The sequence below is a fragment of the Viridibacillus sp. FSL H8-0110 genome (genome assembly GCF_038003565.1).
GTDB lineage: Bacteria > Bacillota > Bacilli > Bacillales_A > Planococcaceae > Viridibacillus > Viridibacillus arenosi.
This window is the reverse complement of sequence record NZ_JBBOPJ010000001.1, coordinates 4,067,423-4,083,299: the sequence shown is the minus strand read 5'-3', so window position 1 is coordinate 4,083,299 and position 15,877 is coordinate 4,067,423. Positions and strand designations below refer to the sequence as shown.

General features: G+C 33.9%; 18 protein-coding genes. 17 read left to right on the top strand and 1 reads right to left on the bottom strand.

What is annotated here, in order from left to right; translation table 11 throughout:
- The first annotated feature begins 5 nt into the window (after positions 1–5).
- From MHH98_RS20205 to MHH98_RS20170, 8 genes are all read left to right on the top strand, one after another.
- Positions 6–1,022, top strand: a complete 1,017-nt coding sequence (locus tag MHH98_RS20205; RefSeq protein ID WP_038180515.1) for an LLM class flavin-dependent oxidoreductase — start codon at positions 6–8, stop codon at positions 1,020–1,022.
- A gap of 39 nt (positions 1,023–1,061) precedes the next feature.
- The gene (locus MHH98_RS20200) at positions 1,062–1,331 is read left to right on the top strand and encodes a glutaredoxin family protein (protein ID WP_038180513.1); all 270 of its coding nucleotides are present in this window, start codon (positions 1,062–1,064) and stop codon (positions 1,329–1,331) included.
- A 49-nt stretch (positions 1,332–1,380) separates the two neighbouring features.
- Positions 1,381–2,187 carry a transporter substrate-binding domain-containing protein gene (locus MHH98_RS20195; protein ID WP_038180511.1) on the top strand — a complete coding sequence of 269 codons (807 nt, stop codon included), beginning with the start codon at positions 1,381–1,383 and terminating at the stop codon, positions 2,185–2,187.
- 26 nt (positions 2,188–2,213) lie between these two features.
- The gene (locus MHH98_RS20190) at positions 2,214–2,918 is read left to right on the top strand and encodes an amino acid ABC transporter permease (protein ID WP_038180508.1); all 705 of its coding nucleotides are present in this window, start codon (positions 2,214–2,216) and stop codon (positions 2,916–2,918) included.
- A gap of 18 nt (positions 2,919–2,936) precedes the next feature.
- Positions 2,937–3,644 carry an amino acid ABC transporter permease gene (locus MHH98_RS20185; protein WP_038180506.1) on the top strand — a complete coding sequence of 236 codons (708 nt, stop codon included), beginning with the start codon at positions 2,937–2,939 and terminating at the stop codon, positions 3,642–3,644.
- Positions 3,645–3,670: 26 nt separating this feature from the next.
- Positions 3,671–4,186: a GNAT family N-acetyltransferase gene (locus MHH98_RS20180; protein WP_038180503.1), complete on the top strand. Its 516-nt coding sequence runs from the start codon at positions 3,671–3,673 to the stop codon at positions 4,184–4,186.
- Between the two features lie 16 nt (positions 4,187–4,202).
- Entirely contained in the window at positions 4,203–4,802 is a 600-nt protein-coding gene (locus MHH98_RS20175) for a nitroreductase family protein (RefSeq protein WP_076034240.1), read from the top strand.
- Positions 4,803–4,913: 111 nt separating this feature from the next.
- Positions 4,914–5,414, top strand: coding sequence for a flavin reductase family protein (locus MHH98_RS20170; protein WP_038180497.1), 501 nt, complete (start codon positions 4,914–4,916; stop codon positions 5,412–5,414).
- Positions 5,415–5,520: 106 nt separating this feature from the next.
- On the opposite strand, the gene MHH98_RS20165 is transcribed toward MHH98_RS20170, so the two are convergent.
- Positions 5,521–6,150 (bottom strand): YfbR-like 5'-deoxynucleotidase, encoded by a 630-nt coding sequence (locus MHH98_RS20165; RefSeq protein ID WP_038180495.1) that lies wholly within the window; start codon positions 6,148–6,150, stop codon positions 5,521–5,523.
- A gap of 320 nt (positions 6,151–6,470) precedes the next feature.
- Here MHH98_RS20165 and MHH98_RS20160 point away from each other — a divergent pair, with 320 nt between their 5' ends.
- The 9 genes from MHH98_RS20160 to MHH98_RS20120 all read left to right on the top strand — a co-directional run bounded on the left by MHH98_RS20160 (position 6,471) and on the right by MHH98_RS20120 (position 15,867).
- Positions 6,471–6,908, top strand: coding sequence for a hypothetical protein (locus MHH98_RS20160; RefSeq protein WP_076034242.1), 438 nt, complete (start codon positions 6,471–6,473; stop codon positions 6,906–6,908).
- Positions 6,909–7,084: 176 nt separating this feature from the next.
- Positions 7,085–7,276, top strand: a complete 192-nt coding sequence (locus MHH98_RS20155; RefSeq protein ID WP_076034243.1) for a hypothetical protein — start codon at positions 7,085–7,087, stop codon at positions 7,274–7,276.
- Between the two features lie 349 nt (positions 7,277–7,625).
- Positions 7,626–8,105 carry a PaaI family thioesterase gene (locus MHH98_RS20150; protein WP_038180489.1) on the top strand — a complete coding sequence of 160 codons (480 nt, stop codon included), beginning with the start codon at positions 7,626–7,628 and terminating at the stop codon, positions 8,103–8,105.
- Positions 8,106–8,228: 123 nt separating this feature from the next.
- Positions 8,229–8,600 (top strand): helix-turn-helix domain-containing protein, encoded by a 372-nt coding sequence (locus tag MHH98_RS20145; RefSeq protein ID WP_038180486.1) that lies wholly within the window; start codon positions 8,229–8,231, stop codon positions 8,598–8,600.
- A gap of 557 nt (positions 8,601–9,157) precedes the next feature.
- Positions 9,158–9,952: a LysM peptidoglycan-binding and 3D domain-containing protein gene (locus MHH98_RS20140; protein ID WP_076034244.1), complete on the top strand. Its 795-nt coding sequence runs from the start codon at positions 9,158–9,160 to the stop codon at positions 9,950–9,952.
- A 156-nt stretch (positions 9,953–10,108) separates the two neighbouring features.
- Positions 10,109–10,663 (top strand): superoxide dismutase family protein, encoded by a 555-nt coding sequence (locus MHH98_RS20135; RefSeq protein WP_076034245.1) that lies wholly within the window; start codon positions 10,109–10,111, stop codon positions 10,661–10,663.
- A 105-nt stretch (positions 10,664–10,768) separates the two neighbouring features.
- On the top strand, positions 10,769–13,348 hold the full coding sequence (gene mprF / locus MHH98_RS20130) for a bifunctional lysylphosphatidylglycerol flippase/synthetase MprF (RefSeq protein WP_076034246.1): 2,580 nt from the start codon (positions 10,769–10,771) through the stop codon (positions 13,346–13,348).
- A 130-nt stretch (positions 13,349–13,478) separates the two neighbouring features.
- Positions 13,479–14,234 (top strand): ABC transporter ATP-binding protein, encoded by a 756-nt coding sequence (locus MHH98_RS20125; RefSeq protein WP_076034300.1) that lies wholly within the window; start codon positions 13,479–13,481, stop codon positions 14,232–14,234.
- Positions 14,227–15,867 carry a hypothetical protein gene (locus tag MHH98_RS20120; protein WP_076034247.1) on the top strand — a complete coding sequence of 547 codons (1,641 nt, stop codon included), beginning with the start codon at positions 14,227–14,229 and terminating at the stop codon, positions 15,865–15,867. The genes MHH98_RS20125 and MHH98_RS20120 overlap by 8 nt, the downstream gene beginning before the upstream one ends.
- Positions 15,868–15,877: the final 10 nt, after the last annotated feature.

Genomic DNA, 15,877 nt, shown 5'->3' with positions numbered 1-15,877 from the left:
GAACGATGGCATATAAAATTGGAATACTTGATCAAAGTCCAGTCATTGAAGGATCTTCTAATCATGACGTTTTGCAACAGTCAGTAAAACTAGCACAACTTGCAGAAGATTGGGGGTATGAGCGATTTTGGGTATCAGAACATCATAATTCAGTTGATGTTGCAGGTTCATCCCCTGAAGTATTGGTATCTTACTTATTAGCTAAAACAAAAAGAATTAGAATTGGTTCTGGAGGTGTGATGCTTCAACATTATAGTCCATATAAAGTAGCAGAAAACTTTCATGTATTGTCTACTCTAGAACCGGGACGTGTAGATTTAGGGATTGGCAAAGCACCAGGTGGATTACCTTTATCAACGAAAGCTCTACAATATGGAACTGTTAATAATGGTGAAGATTTTGAGGAACGTTTAATATTCTTACAGCAATTAATAGATGACAAAATTCCCGCGACGCACCCACTAGCAGGAATTCAAGCTACTCCAATACCACCTAATAAACAGGAATTATATTTGTTAGGTGCTAGTCCAAACAGTGCAAAATTAGCTAGGGAATTAGGAATAACATTTGTATTTGCACGCTTTATTAATAGTGATGACAGTATTATTGCTGAGGCATCAAAAGTCTATAAGGAAAATAATACGAATGGAAAATTCATTGTAGCTGTAGCAACAATTGCAGCACCAACTTCACAAGAAGCAAGAATTTTAGCTGAGAACCAAAAGATTGTAAAAGTACATTTAGCGAGTGGACGTAGTTTGACTTTAAATTCGTATGAAGCAGCAGACAAATTCGGCCAAGAGTCCGGTCAGGATTATGAGGTGAAGGAATATGCAGCGAATATAATTGCTGGCACAGCTACTGAAGTGAAGAGTACGCTAGACCAACTGCATCAGTTATACAGTATAGATGAATTTATTTTACATACACCTATACCTAAAAGTGAAGAGCGTTTAAAGTCCTTTGAATTATTAAGTCCAAAATCCTTAGCAACAATGGTACGCAAAGAAGTATCAATATAATAGCTATAAAAAAAATATTATATTCCGGGGGTAGATAGCATGTCAGAAAATATATCTATTATAATTTGGTCAAAAGAAGGCTGTAGTTATTGTGATGATGTAAAAAAATATTTAGTTGACAAAGAGTTATCTTATAAAACAGTGGATGTCACTAATAATGATCATTTAAGAGATATTTTAGATGTAAAATACGGTGTACGTCACGTACCTGTTGTAGAAATTGGTCAAGGAAATGTATATCGTGGAGTAACGGAAGTAGGAATAGAGCATTTGCAAGAAGCATTAGATGAAGTATTTGTTTTGGATTAAAACCAAGTAAACAAATAGATATTTAGTTATTTAAGTGGGAGGGAAAATAATGAAGAAACTATGGTTATGGGGTCTTTTATTTGTAATAGCTTTATTGAGTGCTTGCTCATCAAAGGCAGAGTCAGTGGATGATAAAGGAAGTTCAACAAAGGTTCAGAAAATCATTGTTGGTACGGGTACTCAGTTTCCAAATATCTGTTTTATAAATGATGAAGGAAAGTTGACGGGGTATGATATCGAAATTGTAAAAGCGATAGATGAAAAGCTACCGGAATATGAATTTGAATTTAAGACGATGGAGTTTTCAAATTTATTATTAAGCTTAGAAACTGAAAAAATTGACCTTATCGCGCATCAAATGGAAGTGAATAAAGAAAGAGAAGAAAAGTTTTTATTCAATAAAGAACCTTATAATGTTTTTCCGTTAAAGGTGACTATTCATCAAGGCAATAATGATATTAAATCAATTAATGATTTAGCAGGGAAAAAAATTAGTGTTACTCCAACTAGTAATTCAGCCGTTTTCATTGAAGAATACAATAAAAAACATAATTTAGGAGCAAAAATCAATTACGGGACTAACACAACTGATATTATCAATCAACTTAAAACAAAACGTATAGATGCTATTATTTCAACACCTTTTGCAGCTGAATTTTATAATGAGCAAGCAGATGCACAGCAAAAAGTAGTTGGGGAAACATTACTAAATTCTAAAGTGTATTTCTTGCTAAATAAGGATGAAACAACACTTTCAAATAGAGTGGATGAGGCACTTAGAGAATTAAAGAAAGAGGGAGTTGTTAGCAAATTGAGCGAGAAATGGCTAGGAGCAGATTATTCTGTTGAGTTTTAAATAATAGTTTGGAAGGAAGCGAGTGGATGGGGAAAGTATTTGATCCGGCATTAATTATTGAATTTATTCCTACATTAATAAAATACTTGGGTATTACTCTAGAAATTTTAATTTATTCTATAATACTTGGAATTTTAATTGGTATAGTTGCGGCTATACCAAAGTTGTTTCATATTCCAATATTAAAGCAATTGATTACTTTATATATATCATTTATTAGAGGTACACCTATACTTATTCAGTTATTCCTTGTCTACTATGGGCTACCAGCAGTTTTAATGATATGGAATATAGATATTACAAGAATGGATGCACTCTATTTCGTTATTATTACTTATTCACTAAGCAATGGAGCAATTTTTGCAGAGATATTTCGCAGTGCCATTTCAGCTATCAATTATGGTCAAACGGAAGCAGCTTATTCAATAGGAATGACTCGTTTTCAAAATTTCTATAGAATTATATTTCCACAAGCAATTAGAATCGCATTTCCTAATATCTCAAATTCTATAATAGGTTCTTTAAAAGATACTTCTTTAGCTTTTACAATTGGTGTAATGGATATGATGGGGAGGGGCGAGACGTTAATCGCTTCAACTGCACATGCTTTAGAAGTGTATATTTCATTAGCAATTGTTTATTACATTGTTGTAGTGATTTTAGAGAAAGCATTTAAAATTTCGGAGAGATATTTAAATCGTTATCAACCAAGTGAAACAGCTACTATTTGAGAAGGGGTGTAAAGTAATATGACAATTGACTTTCCTTTTATCTGGATTGCATTCAAAGAACTATTAAAAGCTGCCCCGTTAACTCTAATTCTTACATTTACACCTATTATTATTGGTTTTTTTATCGGAATATCTGTTGCAATGATTAGAGCATATAATTTGAGGTTTTTAAGTCAAATAGCTAATGGTTATGTTTCTTTCTTTAGAGGAACTCCTGCAATTATGCATATTATGTTAATTTATTTTGGTGTACCGCTATTACTGGATATATTAATAAAATATTTACATTTACCTATACAATCTAACTCTATTCCTATTGTTTTGTTTGTCATAACCGCTTTATCTTTAACAGCGGGATCCTATTTATCTGAGATTATTCGATCAGGGATATCTAGTGTATCTCAGGGGCAAATAGAGGCAGCGTATGCAATAGGGATGAATACATTTCAAGTACTGAAAAGAATTATTTTACCTCAAGCATTAGCTCAGTCTATTCCTAATTTTACAAACTTAATAATCGGCTTTTTACATACTACATCAATTGCTTTTCTAGTATCTCAAAAAGAAATTACAGGTGCTGCAAATATAATCGCTTCCAAAAATTTAAAGTTTTTGGAGGCTTTCATAGCAGCTGGTCTTTTATACTGGATTATTACAGCAATTATAGAATGGGTATCTTATGCCGTAGAGAAAAAGGCGAAATCCTATAATAATAGTGCAATTTAAATGAAATTAGAAAGGGGTCAGGAATAATGGGGAGTATTATTGCAATAGATGTCTTGTTAGAACAAGAAAAGGATGCAACACGTGAAGTTTTAGTGAAAAGCTATGAACAATATAAAGATAGTTATGAAAATGAGGAAGTTTGGAATACGTATATTGGGGAGATTAGAACTTCATTAGACAACCCTAATTTGGACCGCGTTTTAGTAGCGAAAAGCAACGATAATATTTTAGGAACATTACAAATTTTTTCTTCATCTAAAGAAGCATATGGTTTGCCTGAGTTAGAAATCCATACTCCTGTTGTACGTTTGTTGGCAGTGCATCCTTCTGCTAGAGGGAAAGGTGTGGCAAAAGAACTGTTAAAAGTAAGTATAGAGTATGCTAAACAAAAAGGAGCTGAGTCTCTTTATTTGCATACCACAGATAAAATGTCAGATGCAATTAGATTGTATGAATGGCTTGGGTTTCAAAGAGATCAAACCAAAGAGTTTTATAAATTTAATACATTAGTGAAATGTTACAGATTTGATATAGCAGAGTAGGAAGGAGGTTCTTAAAATGTCAGGTGATTTTTATTCTGCGATAGAAGAAAGACGATCCATTTATGGTATTACGGATGAATTTGTGATTTCTGATGAACGTATTGAGGAGATTGTCCAATTAGCTGTGGCAAATACTCCATCGGCTTTTAATTCTCAAACAGGTCGATTAGTTGTATTGCTTGGAAATAGCAATAAAGACTTTTGGCAAGTGATTTTTGAATCAATCAAAGAAGGATTAGCGGAAGAACACATAGAAAAAAACAAGAGAAAGTTTAATGCATTTGCAAGTGGCTATGGGACAGTATTGTTTTTTGAGGATTATGAAGTAGTTGCATCAATGCAGGAGAAGTTCCCATCATTTCATGAACAATTTACTGAATGGTCGCATCAATCATCAGGAATACTGCAATACTTAGTATGGACTTCATTGGAGTACGAAGGGTTTGGCGCTAGTTTGCAGCACTATATTCCAACGTTTTCATCTGAAATCTGTCAGCAGTGGGGAATTCAAAAAGGATGGAAACTGATAGCGCAATTACCATTTGGAAAGCCAACTGTTGCGCCCAGGGAGAAAGAAATACAGTCGCTCGACCTACGAATTGTTATTGTAAAATAACTTATAAAATAAGAAATTCTTCGTCATACTCTTGACCGAACCCTTTCGTTAAAAATAAACATATGATAGAGATATCATAATAAAAGGAATTGAAAAATAGGAGTGAATAATATGTCAGAGCAACAGCAAGCGTTTCGTAAAGCTTTAGGTAACTACCCTACAGGCGTTACAGTGGTAACAACATTCAATGGAAATCATGAACCTCTTGGATTAACGGTGAATTCTTTTGCATCTGTTTCTCTAGATCCGTTACTCATTTTATGGTCGATCGATAAAAAATCAAAATCATATAATGAATTTATGAAAACGAAAAAATTTGCCGTAAATATTTTAGCAAATGATCAACAAGAATTGTGTAACCTATTTTCAAGTAAAATTGAAGATCGTTTTAGTCAATGTAAATGGCAAGAGTCTGTACAAAGATTACCTATTTTGAATGATACATTATCAGTGCTAGAGTGTGAAACAGTCCAACAAGTTGATGCAGGTGATCATACTGTTTTAATCGGGCACGTCATTAATATTGAAAATACAGAAAAAGAGCCATTACTCTATCATCGACGTAATGTAGGGCCAATTCCTAAAGAGTTTTATAAAATAGAAGCAAAGTAAAGGGGAAACTGTGAATTCCTAAAGTGTTAGGGGATTTACAGTTTTTCAGTTTTTTTATGAAATCGGGGTAAAATAAAAAAGCTCTTCGCCTTTTTATTTCCAAGGCTTAGGCTTTATTGATAATTTCATGGGTTAATGAGTAAATATCGATTTGCGTTTCTTCAGCAATAACGTCTGCTAACATAACTTCTTTGAAGTATGCGACACTTGTTGGCAGTGGGATACGCAACAACTTTTCTAAAGCCGTTTGATACATATAAACAAATTCTAAATCAGTATTCCCTCGTTTTAGCTCTGCAAATGCTTCGTAGAATTGGTCGAGTTTGTCTGCGAATTCAAGTAAACGACCTTCTGTTGTGGCATCTTTACCTTCCTTCATACGGTCAAAGAAGATGGCTTGGAACTCATCTGGAATTTCTGAGACGATGAATTTTTCCATCATTTTCTCTTCCACATGCGCCAGCATTTGTTTGAGCTCAGGTGATGCATGTTTAACTGGTGTTTTAATATCACCAATGAAAACTTCTGCGAAATCATGGTTGATCGTTTTTTCATATAAAGATTTCCAGTTGATCGTTGCGCCATTCATTTCCTCTAAGGTGCCGAAGAACATAGCGTATTGTGATACTTTCCAAGAGTGAGCTGCTACATTATGCTCCTCGAATTTGAAGCGTCCGGGACAGCGAATAATTCGCTCTAAGTCGTTTAAGCTTGTAAAAAATTTATGAATACCTATAAAAATCCTCTCCTCTATCTTAAGTATATGCTAAAGTGCAACCTTTTATGTGATGGTTTCACCTATATCTGCATTGTACTACAGAAATTTAAAAAACCAGTCCAATTTACGATTTTTTAATAAGTAATTTACATTAGATTAACACTAGTTTAAGTGTATATGATTAAACCATGGAAATGCTACTTTTTTGCTTATGACTGTGGAATAAAACAACATAGTTTTTTGTTCATAATTCAGACATTGCACTCTATTACCTTTTCAATTATCGTGAATATAGAAGGAATATCGAAAAGTAAATACCATTTAAAGGATTCGATCAAATGATATATTCAATAATCGTTTTTATACATGTTATTAGTGCCATTTTGTCGATTGGGCCATTTTTTGTATTGTTACCGATGCTGAAGAAGATGCGAACGACGGAAAATCACCATGCATTGGAAGCATATGTGGGGACATTTTCAACTGCCATTCGTATTGTGAAGCATGCGGGCCATGTTCTCGTCACTACTGGATTGCTTGCTATGTGGCTAGGTGGTTGGAACTTGCTGACGTCATGGATTGTTATGACATTTGCTGTAATGATTAGCTCAATCGTCTTTTTGGCAAGTGCCTTTAAGCCAACTATTCGTACATTTAATACACCAGAATTCGATCAGCAGCAGTTTATCAATAAATTAGTGAAATCTGTTTGGATTTATATTGTACTGTTGTTAATTATGCTATGGTTTATGGTTGCAAAGCCGATATTATGGTAATAAAAATATGAAAGCTATCTATTCATCAAATTTGATGAGTAGATAGCTTTTTTATTTTTTAGAATTTCCTTCTACACCTACAATTATAATAGAAGGAAATCATGGGTTGAGACAATGTGTTTATTATTAGCAGAGGAAAACTACTGGATTTCTCTTATTCAGGTGTGTTTATGACGATGATAACAATGATCTACATTTTAAATGCTACGATTGGTTTTAGTTTTCCGATGAATGGGGCATATATAGGCTCTATAGTCATTATTTTGGGAATTATTTCTATCTTCTTTCTTGCTGCAGCCAAACAAAGGAATGAAAATTTGATCTTATTGGACAAAGATGAATCAGGTTATAAAAAGGACCATATTTAATGGGATGTTGCAATCCTGATTATCGCAAAATCGTAGATGAAGAAGAGCAAAGAGTCAAAAGGGAAATGAAAATACTACTAGGTTATTCAAATTGATTGTTATCATAATCATTTTTTGCGCTACATGGGTAATAGTAAATTAAATTAAAAAAACCATTTCATCGATTAGATGAAATGGCTTTTTTGCTTTTAAGTTAAAGTGAATTCGCTCTGTAATCTAATTATTATTCTAATAAACATTAAAATTTTCTCTTTAAAGCAGAAAAGTTGTTAAAAAGAAAAGGTTTAAGAAGCAGGGTGTCGAATTGTATAGTAGATGGATTATTTTGCAATAAGGGGGATGAATGTGCATGAATAAGGTAGAAAAAATAGCTATTCAGGATGAATATCCGGATGAATTTGCTTGGTGCTACGGTTGTGGAAGATTGAACACTGAAGGTCATCATATTCGCACGGTTTGGGAAGGCGAAGAAACCGTTACTTTTTATGAATCAGGAGATAAATTCACTGCTATACCAGGATTCGTATATGGTGGCTTTTTAGCTTCACTTGTTGATTGTCATGGTACCGGATCAGCAGCATTGGCACTCCATAGAAAAAATGGCCATGAGCCAGGTGATAGTGTGGAACCGCCAAGATTCGTTACCGCGTCATTACATGTGGATTACCTGAAACCGACGCCACAAGGGGTACAGCTAAAAGCTGTTGGCAAGGTAGAAGAAATTCACCCAAAGAAATTCAAAGTTCACGTGAAATTATATGCTGGGGATGAGCATGTAGTTAATGGAGAGGTAGTAGCTGCTTATATGCCAGCTAGTTTTGTTAAATAACAATTTTATTTAGTCATCAGAGTTAGTTTTCAACACTAAATTTCAATAGTGCAAATACGAAAACTTAATAATAGAAGTAATTCAAGAACCACAAAAGAAAATACATTAAAAGGAGTGAGAAAAATGTTTGACGCTCAAGCTTTTGGAATGAAGTTGAAGGAACTACGAGAGTTAAATGATTATTCAATGTTGTCATTAGGCAGAAAAATTGGCACGTCCGCAAGCCGTATTAAAAGTTGGGAGATGGGAGAAAGTGTTCCATCCGCAAGCTGGATTGTAAAGTTAAGCGGGGTGCTACAAGTGTCGGCCGATGAATTACTATTGAATGTAATGGACGAATCAGCTGAGCAAAAAGAAGATAAAGACAAATTTAAAAAACGTAAAGTATTACTTAGAGATATTCATTTATTATTGCCTGAACTTAACAAACAGGACTTATTAGAACTTTATACTTTGGCTGAATTAAAGGCGATGCAAAAAGAGGTTACTTCTTAAATTCATTAAATGTTTGTGATCAAGCATGGTCAGATTAAATTTACTTAACACCTTCCTAAATGATAAAGGAAGGTGTTTTTTTGTTAAGAAAATATATGCTTTAAAATAAAATTTTGTTTTTAAAGTATATATTAGTTGAATGTTTTACCAGAAAGTAAATTGAAAAACATTCTTTTACTGTTTATTTCTTCTAAAAATGTGTATGGACATTTGTAATATTTGAACGCTCAACCCTCTATTTTCACCCTCAAATTTAGTGAAATAACCTCTTTTTGCAAGGAAATAAAAAAAAATGGAGACAATTTCTTTATGTTCTTTGAGCATGAAGCGCTTCAGAAATGAGTGATTGGAGTTATATTCCAATGCCTGTGATAGTAGTCATGACAACCTTTTTGAACACTTTGAAAAAAATTTTTTACAGAAAAATGTATAAAATGACAGAATATTGCTAACTATTGTAACAGGATTGATACCCCCCCTACATCGTTTAGAAATATTCATGCAATGTGGGGATGTTAGAGTTATCCGTGTTAGTGAAAAGGAGGTCGTTTTTAACGATGAGAAAACAATTGATTGCACTAGCAGCAGGTTTTTTATTATTAGGATCTGCAACAATGACAGCGCAAGCTGCATCTGTTAGTTATACTGTTGAAAAAGGTGATACACTTTGGGCTATTGCACAGGCCAACAACATTTCAGTCGAAGACTTGCAAGCATCTAACCTGCTAGATTCTTCTTTAATCTTCCCAGCGCAACAACTAGAATTAGAATCTAAATCTGATAAAAAATCAGATGACACATATACTATTAAAAAAGGTGATACACTTACAAAAATCGCCGAAGAAAATGAGGTTACTATAGCGGATTTGATGAGTTGGAATAATTTATCAAGCGATTTAATCTTTGCAGGAGATACACTCGCATTATCGGCTAAGGCAACTTCAAATATTACAAAAGTTCAACAAACGCCTGCTCAAACACAAGAAGCACCACAAGCAAAACAAACAAAACAAGCTCAATCAACATCTACACAATCAGCAACAGCAACACCTCCTCAAGGTGGTAAAACAATGACTGTACGTGCGACTGCGTACACTGCATATTGTACTGGTTGTTCAGGTGTAACAGCTACTGGTTATGATTTACGTGCAAATCCAGGAGCAAAAGTTATTGCAGTTGACCCTTCTGTTATCCCATTAGGTTCAAGAGTGTGGGTTGAAGGTTATGGGGAGGCAATCGCTTCTGATACGGGTGGCGCTATTAAAGGAAACCGTATTGATGTATTCATCCCAGATAACAACAAGGTTTATCAGTGGGGCGTACGTAATGTCACAATCAAAGTTTTAAACTAAACTGATAAGCTATATAAAATGTACCTCTCATGTCGAAAAAATTTCGTTGTGAGAGGTACTTTTTTATTCGCTTTTCTTGAAAAAGAGAGTCATTAGCATTCCTCATACATAATTTTCAACATTTTAGCCATCCTTTTATAAAAGGAGTGGTATTCAATGAGAGTAAAAAAATCGCAATGGATGTTACTAAGTATGACATTATTGCTTGGTGCTTGTTCGTCTAATAAAGAAGTTTATAAGGAAGTAACCGCAATTCCAGCTGAATCTGCACATGCAATGTTCATTAATAGTGAAGGTAAATCTATTGGTGAAGCAGTTTTAACTGAAACAGAAGAAGGTGTTAACATCGGAATTGCTTTACAAGGGTTAGAACCTGGTGAGAAAGCGATTCATATTCATGCAGTCGGAAAATGTGAAGCGCCTACATTCGAGTCGGCAGGTATGCACTTTAATCCAACAGATAAGCAACATGGATATCTAAATCCAAAAGGGTACCATTTAGGTGATTTACCAAATTTACAAATAGATAAAGATGGTACAGTTGATTTAGAATTTTCGACTAAAGCATTTACTTTAAAACAAGGAGATAGTCGTTCTATTTTAGATGGAGATGGTAGTGCTTTTGTTATACATGAATCATCAGACGATTATAAAACAGATCCATCAGGGAATTCTGGTAAGCGAATAGCGTGCGGGGTTATCAAAAAATAGTCGATTTGTGAAAAAAATAAGAATTTAAGCAACGAATTCAGCATTTTTTGCGTTACAACTGTATAGTAGTAGTATAAGAAGTTGACGTAAAATGGGTGGTTGCGAATGAAACTAAACAGATCGACAATTTTTCAATGGCTGAAAATCATTCTTCCGGTACTATTAATGATTTTTGCTATTCATGAAATAGGTAAGATACTTGGGAATGTTAATGGGCAAGAAATTGTTCGAGAGCTAGAGAATTTAGATGTTCGTACTTTAGTATTAATGGCAGCTGTTCCTTTAGCACTTGTATTTCCAATGTTTTTTTATGACTATTTTATTGTAAGAAAACTAAAGCTTAAAAGACCTTTAAGACGTTTGATGAAAGAATCGTTAATTATTAACTCGTTCTCTAATCTAATTGGTTTTGGCGGCTTAATTGGTGTGTTGTTACGAACACATTATTTTAAGAAAAAAGAAATAGATAGTGGTGCCTTTTTCAAAACAATTGCTTCAGTAACTTTATTTTATTTAGCTGGTCTTTCATTATTTGCTTGGGTATTACCAATCTTCTATTGGGATTTCCCATTATTTAATGAACGAAAGATTTTAGTTGTTGCTGTATCAATTATTGGTCTATATGTGCCATTTTTAATTATCAAAGCTATTGTTCAATTAGTTAAAAAAACAACAACACCTCGCCATGTATTAGGTGATGTGGGATTACTAGGTGTATCAGTCTTAGAATGGTTAGGCGCATTTGCATTTATATACTTAATCAGCTATATGCTAGAAGTTCCAATTGGATTTGAACAATTATTGCCGATTTTCATTGTTGCTTCATGTGCTGGTATTGTGAGTATGATTCCTGGTGGTCTCGGATCTTTTGATTTAGTGTTCATCTGGGGAACTCAAAGTTTAAATGTTCCTGAAGAGTCTGTATTATTAATGCTATTATTTTACCGCGTAGGTTATTATATTATTCCTTTTTTAGCGGGGCTTGCTTTGTTCCTTCGAGAGCTATGGGGGAAATTAAATGCCGGTTTTAATAGTGTTCCTAATATTATTTTAGAACGTGCTAGTCATATCACAGCTACTGTTCTTGTGTTTTTATCAGGCTTGTTGCTTTTACTATCTTCTGCAGCTCCTGGAGCCATTGAAAGAATTAAGTATGCAAAAGATGTATTATCTTTGCCGATAGTAAACGTATCTCATCAAGTTGCTGTAGCGACAGGATTTATATTGCTAGCATTATCTAATGGTATTTCATACAAGGATCGACGTTCATACCAATTAACATTATTTGTATTATTGTTTGCTGCAGCATTATTTATTTTAAAAGGTATTCAATATGAACAGGCATTATTTATGATTTTTGTAGCTGGATTATTATTTGTATCGAGAGATCGTTTCTATCGTGAAAGTTATATTGTTACATGGGGTCGCTCAATTATAAATGTATCTATTATTTTGGTTATTACAGCATTGTATGTTGGTATTGGCATTTGGGCGAAGCCATCTGCAAAATATCCAATTCCGGAAAGCATGAGACCATACTTTATTACGGATTCGGGTGATCTATTTCGTAGCGCTTTTATCGCTTTAATTGTTGTAACCATTGTTGTATTAATAGAAGTTTGGTTAAGGAAAGTGACACAATTTAAGAAAATATCTTCATTCCAGCATGAGAAAGAAATATTTTTACATCTCAATAAATATGGTGGTAAAGAGCTATCACACCTTATTTTTTTACATGATAAATATATTTTTTGGAATAAGAAGAAAACTGTTTTATTCCCTTATCAGGAAAGTGCCGATAAACTAGTTGTTCTTGGAGACTTGGTTGGAGAAAAGGCGGATTTTGCGGAAGCGATTGAAGAGTTTGTTGCGCATGCTGATTACTACGGTTATACGCCAGTCTTTTATGAAGTAAGCGATCAGTTTGTACCTTATCTACATGGCTATGGCTACAATTTCTTTAAATTAGGAGAAGAGGGCTATATAGATGTTGAGAAACTTGTATATTCAAACGATGATGCAAAGTCCGTTAGTAAGCTGACAAATAGTTTAGAGCAGGAAGGCTATTCTTTTGAAATCATACAACCTCCATTTCAAAAAAATTTGCTGAAAGAATTGCGCACCTTATCAGATGAATGGCTGGATAATCGAAAGGAAAAGGGATTCTCACTTGGTTATTTTAACGAAGATTACTTACAATTTGCACCACTCGCTGTTGTAAAAAATGGTGAAGCGCAAGTTGTAGCATTTTCAAATATCATCCCGTTATATGACGAAGAACAGACTATTTCGATTGACTTAATGCGTTCGAAAAAGACGGATCTTCCAACAGGAATAATAGATTATTTATTCCTCAATATCTTCATCTGGGCAAAGAGTGAGAATTTCAAACTTTTAAATGTTGGTATGACACCACTTTCACATATTGGGGTTTCCAAGTATGCGACGTTAACAGAGAAAATTGCTGCAGAAATTATATTTAATGGGCAAGAATATTATAATTTCCAAGACGTGCAACATTTTAAAGAGAAATTCGCAAATACATGGAAGCCTAAATATTTGGCTTATCGAAAACGAGCCTATTTACCTTTTACAATGTTACAAATTATGATTTTAATAGGCGACAATAAATACGCTACAATGAGAGAGCAAGTATCTGAAATTAAAAACTCTCGTAAACGATAATATAACCATAAAACCTTAGAGTCATTTATACGATTCTAAGGTTTTATTATAATTAAAGAAAAAAGAAAATTCTTATAAAGGAGTGATTTTGTTGATAGGCGAATCCATTTTACGATTACAAAACGTTGAGATGTCTTTTGGTAATAAGCAAGTCTTAAATGGTATTAATCTAGAAGTAGGTAAGGGACAAATTATTGGTTATATAGGACCGAATGGAGCAGGTAAAAGCACGACGGTAAAATTAATGCTTGGGTTAATTGAAGGCTATTCAGGGAAAATTGAAATTTTCGGTAAGGATATTGCTGATGGAGATTATACATATAAAAAACGGATTGGCTATGTGCCTGAAACGGCAGAGCTATATGATCATTTAACGGCTGCAGAGTATTTGACCTTTACTGGAGAAATGTACGGTTTAGGACGAGAGGAAGCTGAGAAAAAAGCATATCAATTGATGTTCCAATTTGGGTTAGAGCATGCTTTTCATCAACGCTTAACCTCTTTTTCAAAGGGGATGCGTCAGAAGGTGCTGATTATTTCGAGCGTATTGCATAATCCCGATCTATTATTTTTTGATGAACCTTTAAGTGGGTTAGACGCAAATAGTGTACTCGTTGTGAAGGAGATTTTAGCAAAGCTTGCTGAGGAGGGGAAGACTGTTTTTTATTCTTCTCATATCATGGAAGTTGTTGAGAAGATTAGTGATCGAATTGTGCTTTTAGTTAATGGTTTAGTAGTAGCAGATGGTAGTTTCGAAGAGTTACAACAGCAAGGCAAGGAGGGGACTCTAGAGGAAATATTCAATCAAATGACAGGATTTAATCAGCAGGTTGAAATTGCTGAGCGTTTTGTCGAGATTGTGAAAGAAGGTCGAGTACATGAATGATTTTAAATCGTTGAGAGTACTCGATGCGTTCCGATGGATTTTTGAGAAATTCGATATCGATTATCCAATTATGAGGAAACTGATTCAATTGAAACTAACGATGGACAGTCGTCGAATACCGGCTATTTTCAATGGACAAAAGCAGAAAAAAGAGGGTAATCAGTTTATTAAATCACTCTGGATATATCTTTTATACGGACTCTTATTGTTAACCCCTTTTTTATTTTTGGAAAATCAATATATGTTCGCGTCGAGCATTTTATTTACTATGCTAATGTTCATTACAATTACGACGATGGTGTCTGATTTCTCAGCAGTATTGTTAGATGTGCGTGACAAAAATATATTACAGCCAAAACCCGTCAGTAATCGTACACTGAATGCGGCTAAATTAATGCATATTGTAATTTATTTAGCATTGTTGGAAGGTGCATTTGTCATTATTCCACTTGCTGTTGGTATATATCGATTCGGTATTTTTTACGGGCTCATTTTCATCATTAGTATTGTTTTTATTAGTTGTTTTGTCGTTGTCATTACTGCCTTCACATATTTATTTATTCTACGTTTCTTTAGTGGTGAAAAACTGAAGGATCTTATCAATTATGTGCAAATATTTTTAGCTGTCGCAGTTATGCTTAGCTATCAAGTAATGGCACATTCATTTGAGTTAACTCAAATGAATTTACAGTATATGTTTACATGGTGGCATGTTTTTTTACCCCCTCTTTGGTATAGTGCCTTTTTTGAAGTAATGTTAAACCAAGATTACTCGATAAATATGCTTATATTAATGGCATGTGGTATTGTTATTCCTTTGCTGATGCTGCAATTATATATTAAATTGATGCCAGTATTTGAGCGAAGCCTCTCAAAATTGTTGAGTGATTCTGTACGTACAAAAGGTAAATCCCACCTATTTGAGGAATGGACTTCGAAGGTATTATGCCGTAATTCTCAGGAGCGTACATTTTATCGATTTGCATCACTAATGATTCGGCAGGAACGAGAATTTAAATTGAAGGCATATCCACAAATAGGTTTTGCCATTGTTATTCCATTTGTCATGTTTTTTAATGAAGTACGAATCTATTCTTTAAAAGAAGCCATGGCAAATGAAAATGTGTATCCTTTGTATTTTAGTGCGCTTATGATTCCGACTGTTGTTCATTTGTTGAAGTTTTCAGGGGCATATAAAGGTAACTGGATTTTTAGAGCAACACCTATTAGCAATTCGAAAATGTTTTATAGTAGTACACTAAAAGCAGCAATTGTAAAGTTGTTCTTCCCGACATTTACTCTGTTAAGCATTGTATTTATTGCCATGTTCTCATGGGCAATAATTCCGGATTTACTTATAATTTTATTAGTTGCAGTTATGATGACATTGCTTTCATATGTACTTTTGAATGGAGAAGTATATCCTTTTTCAAATTCTCATGAACTAACACAAGATAATAATACGTTAAAGATTTTTGTAGCAATGTTTGCCATTGGTGCATTTGCTTTAGTCCATTATTTAATCGATATGATTCCATATGCTAAGTTGATATATATACTGATATTAATAATTGCGGTTGTTATTGGATGGCGTCTTGTTTTTGGAGAAAAGAAAAATCACGGTCACTCTTAGAGCGACCGTG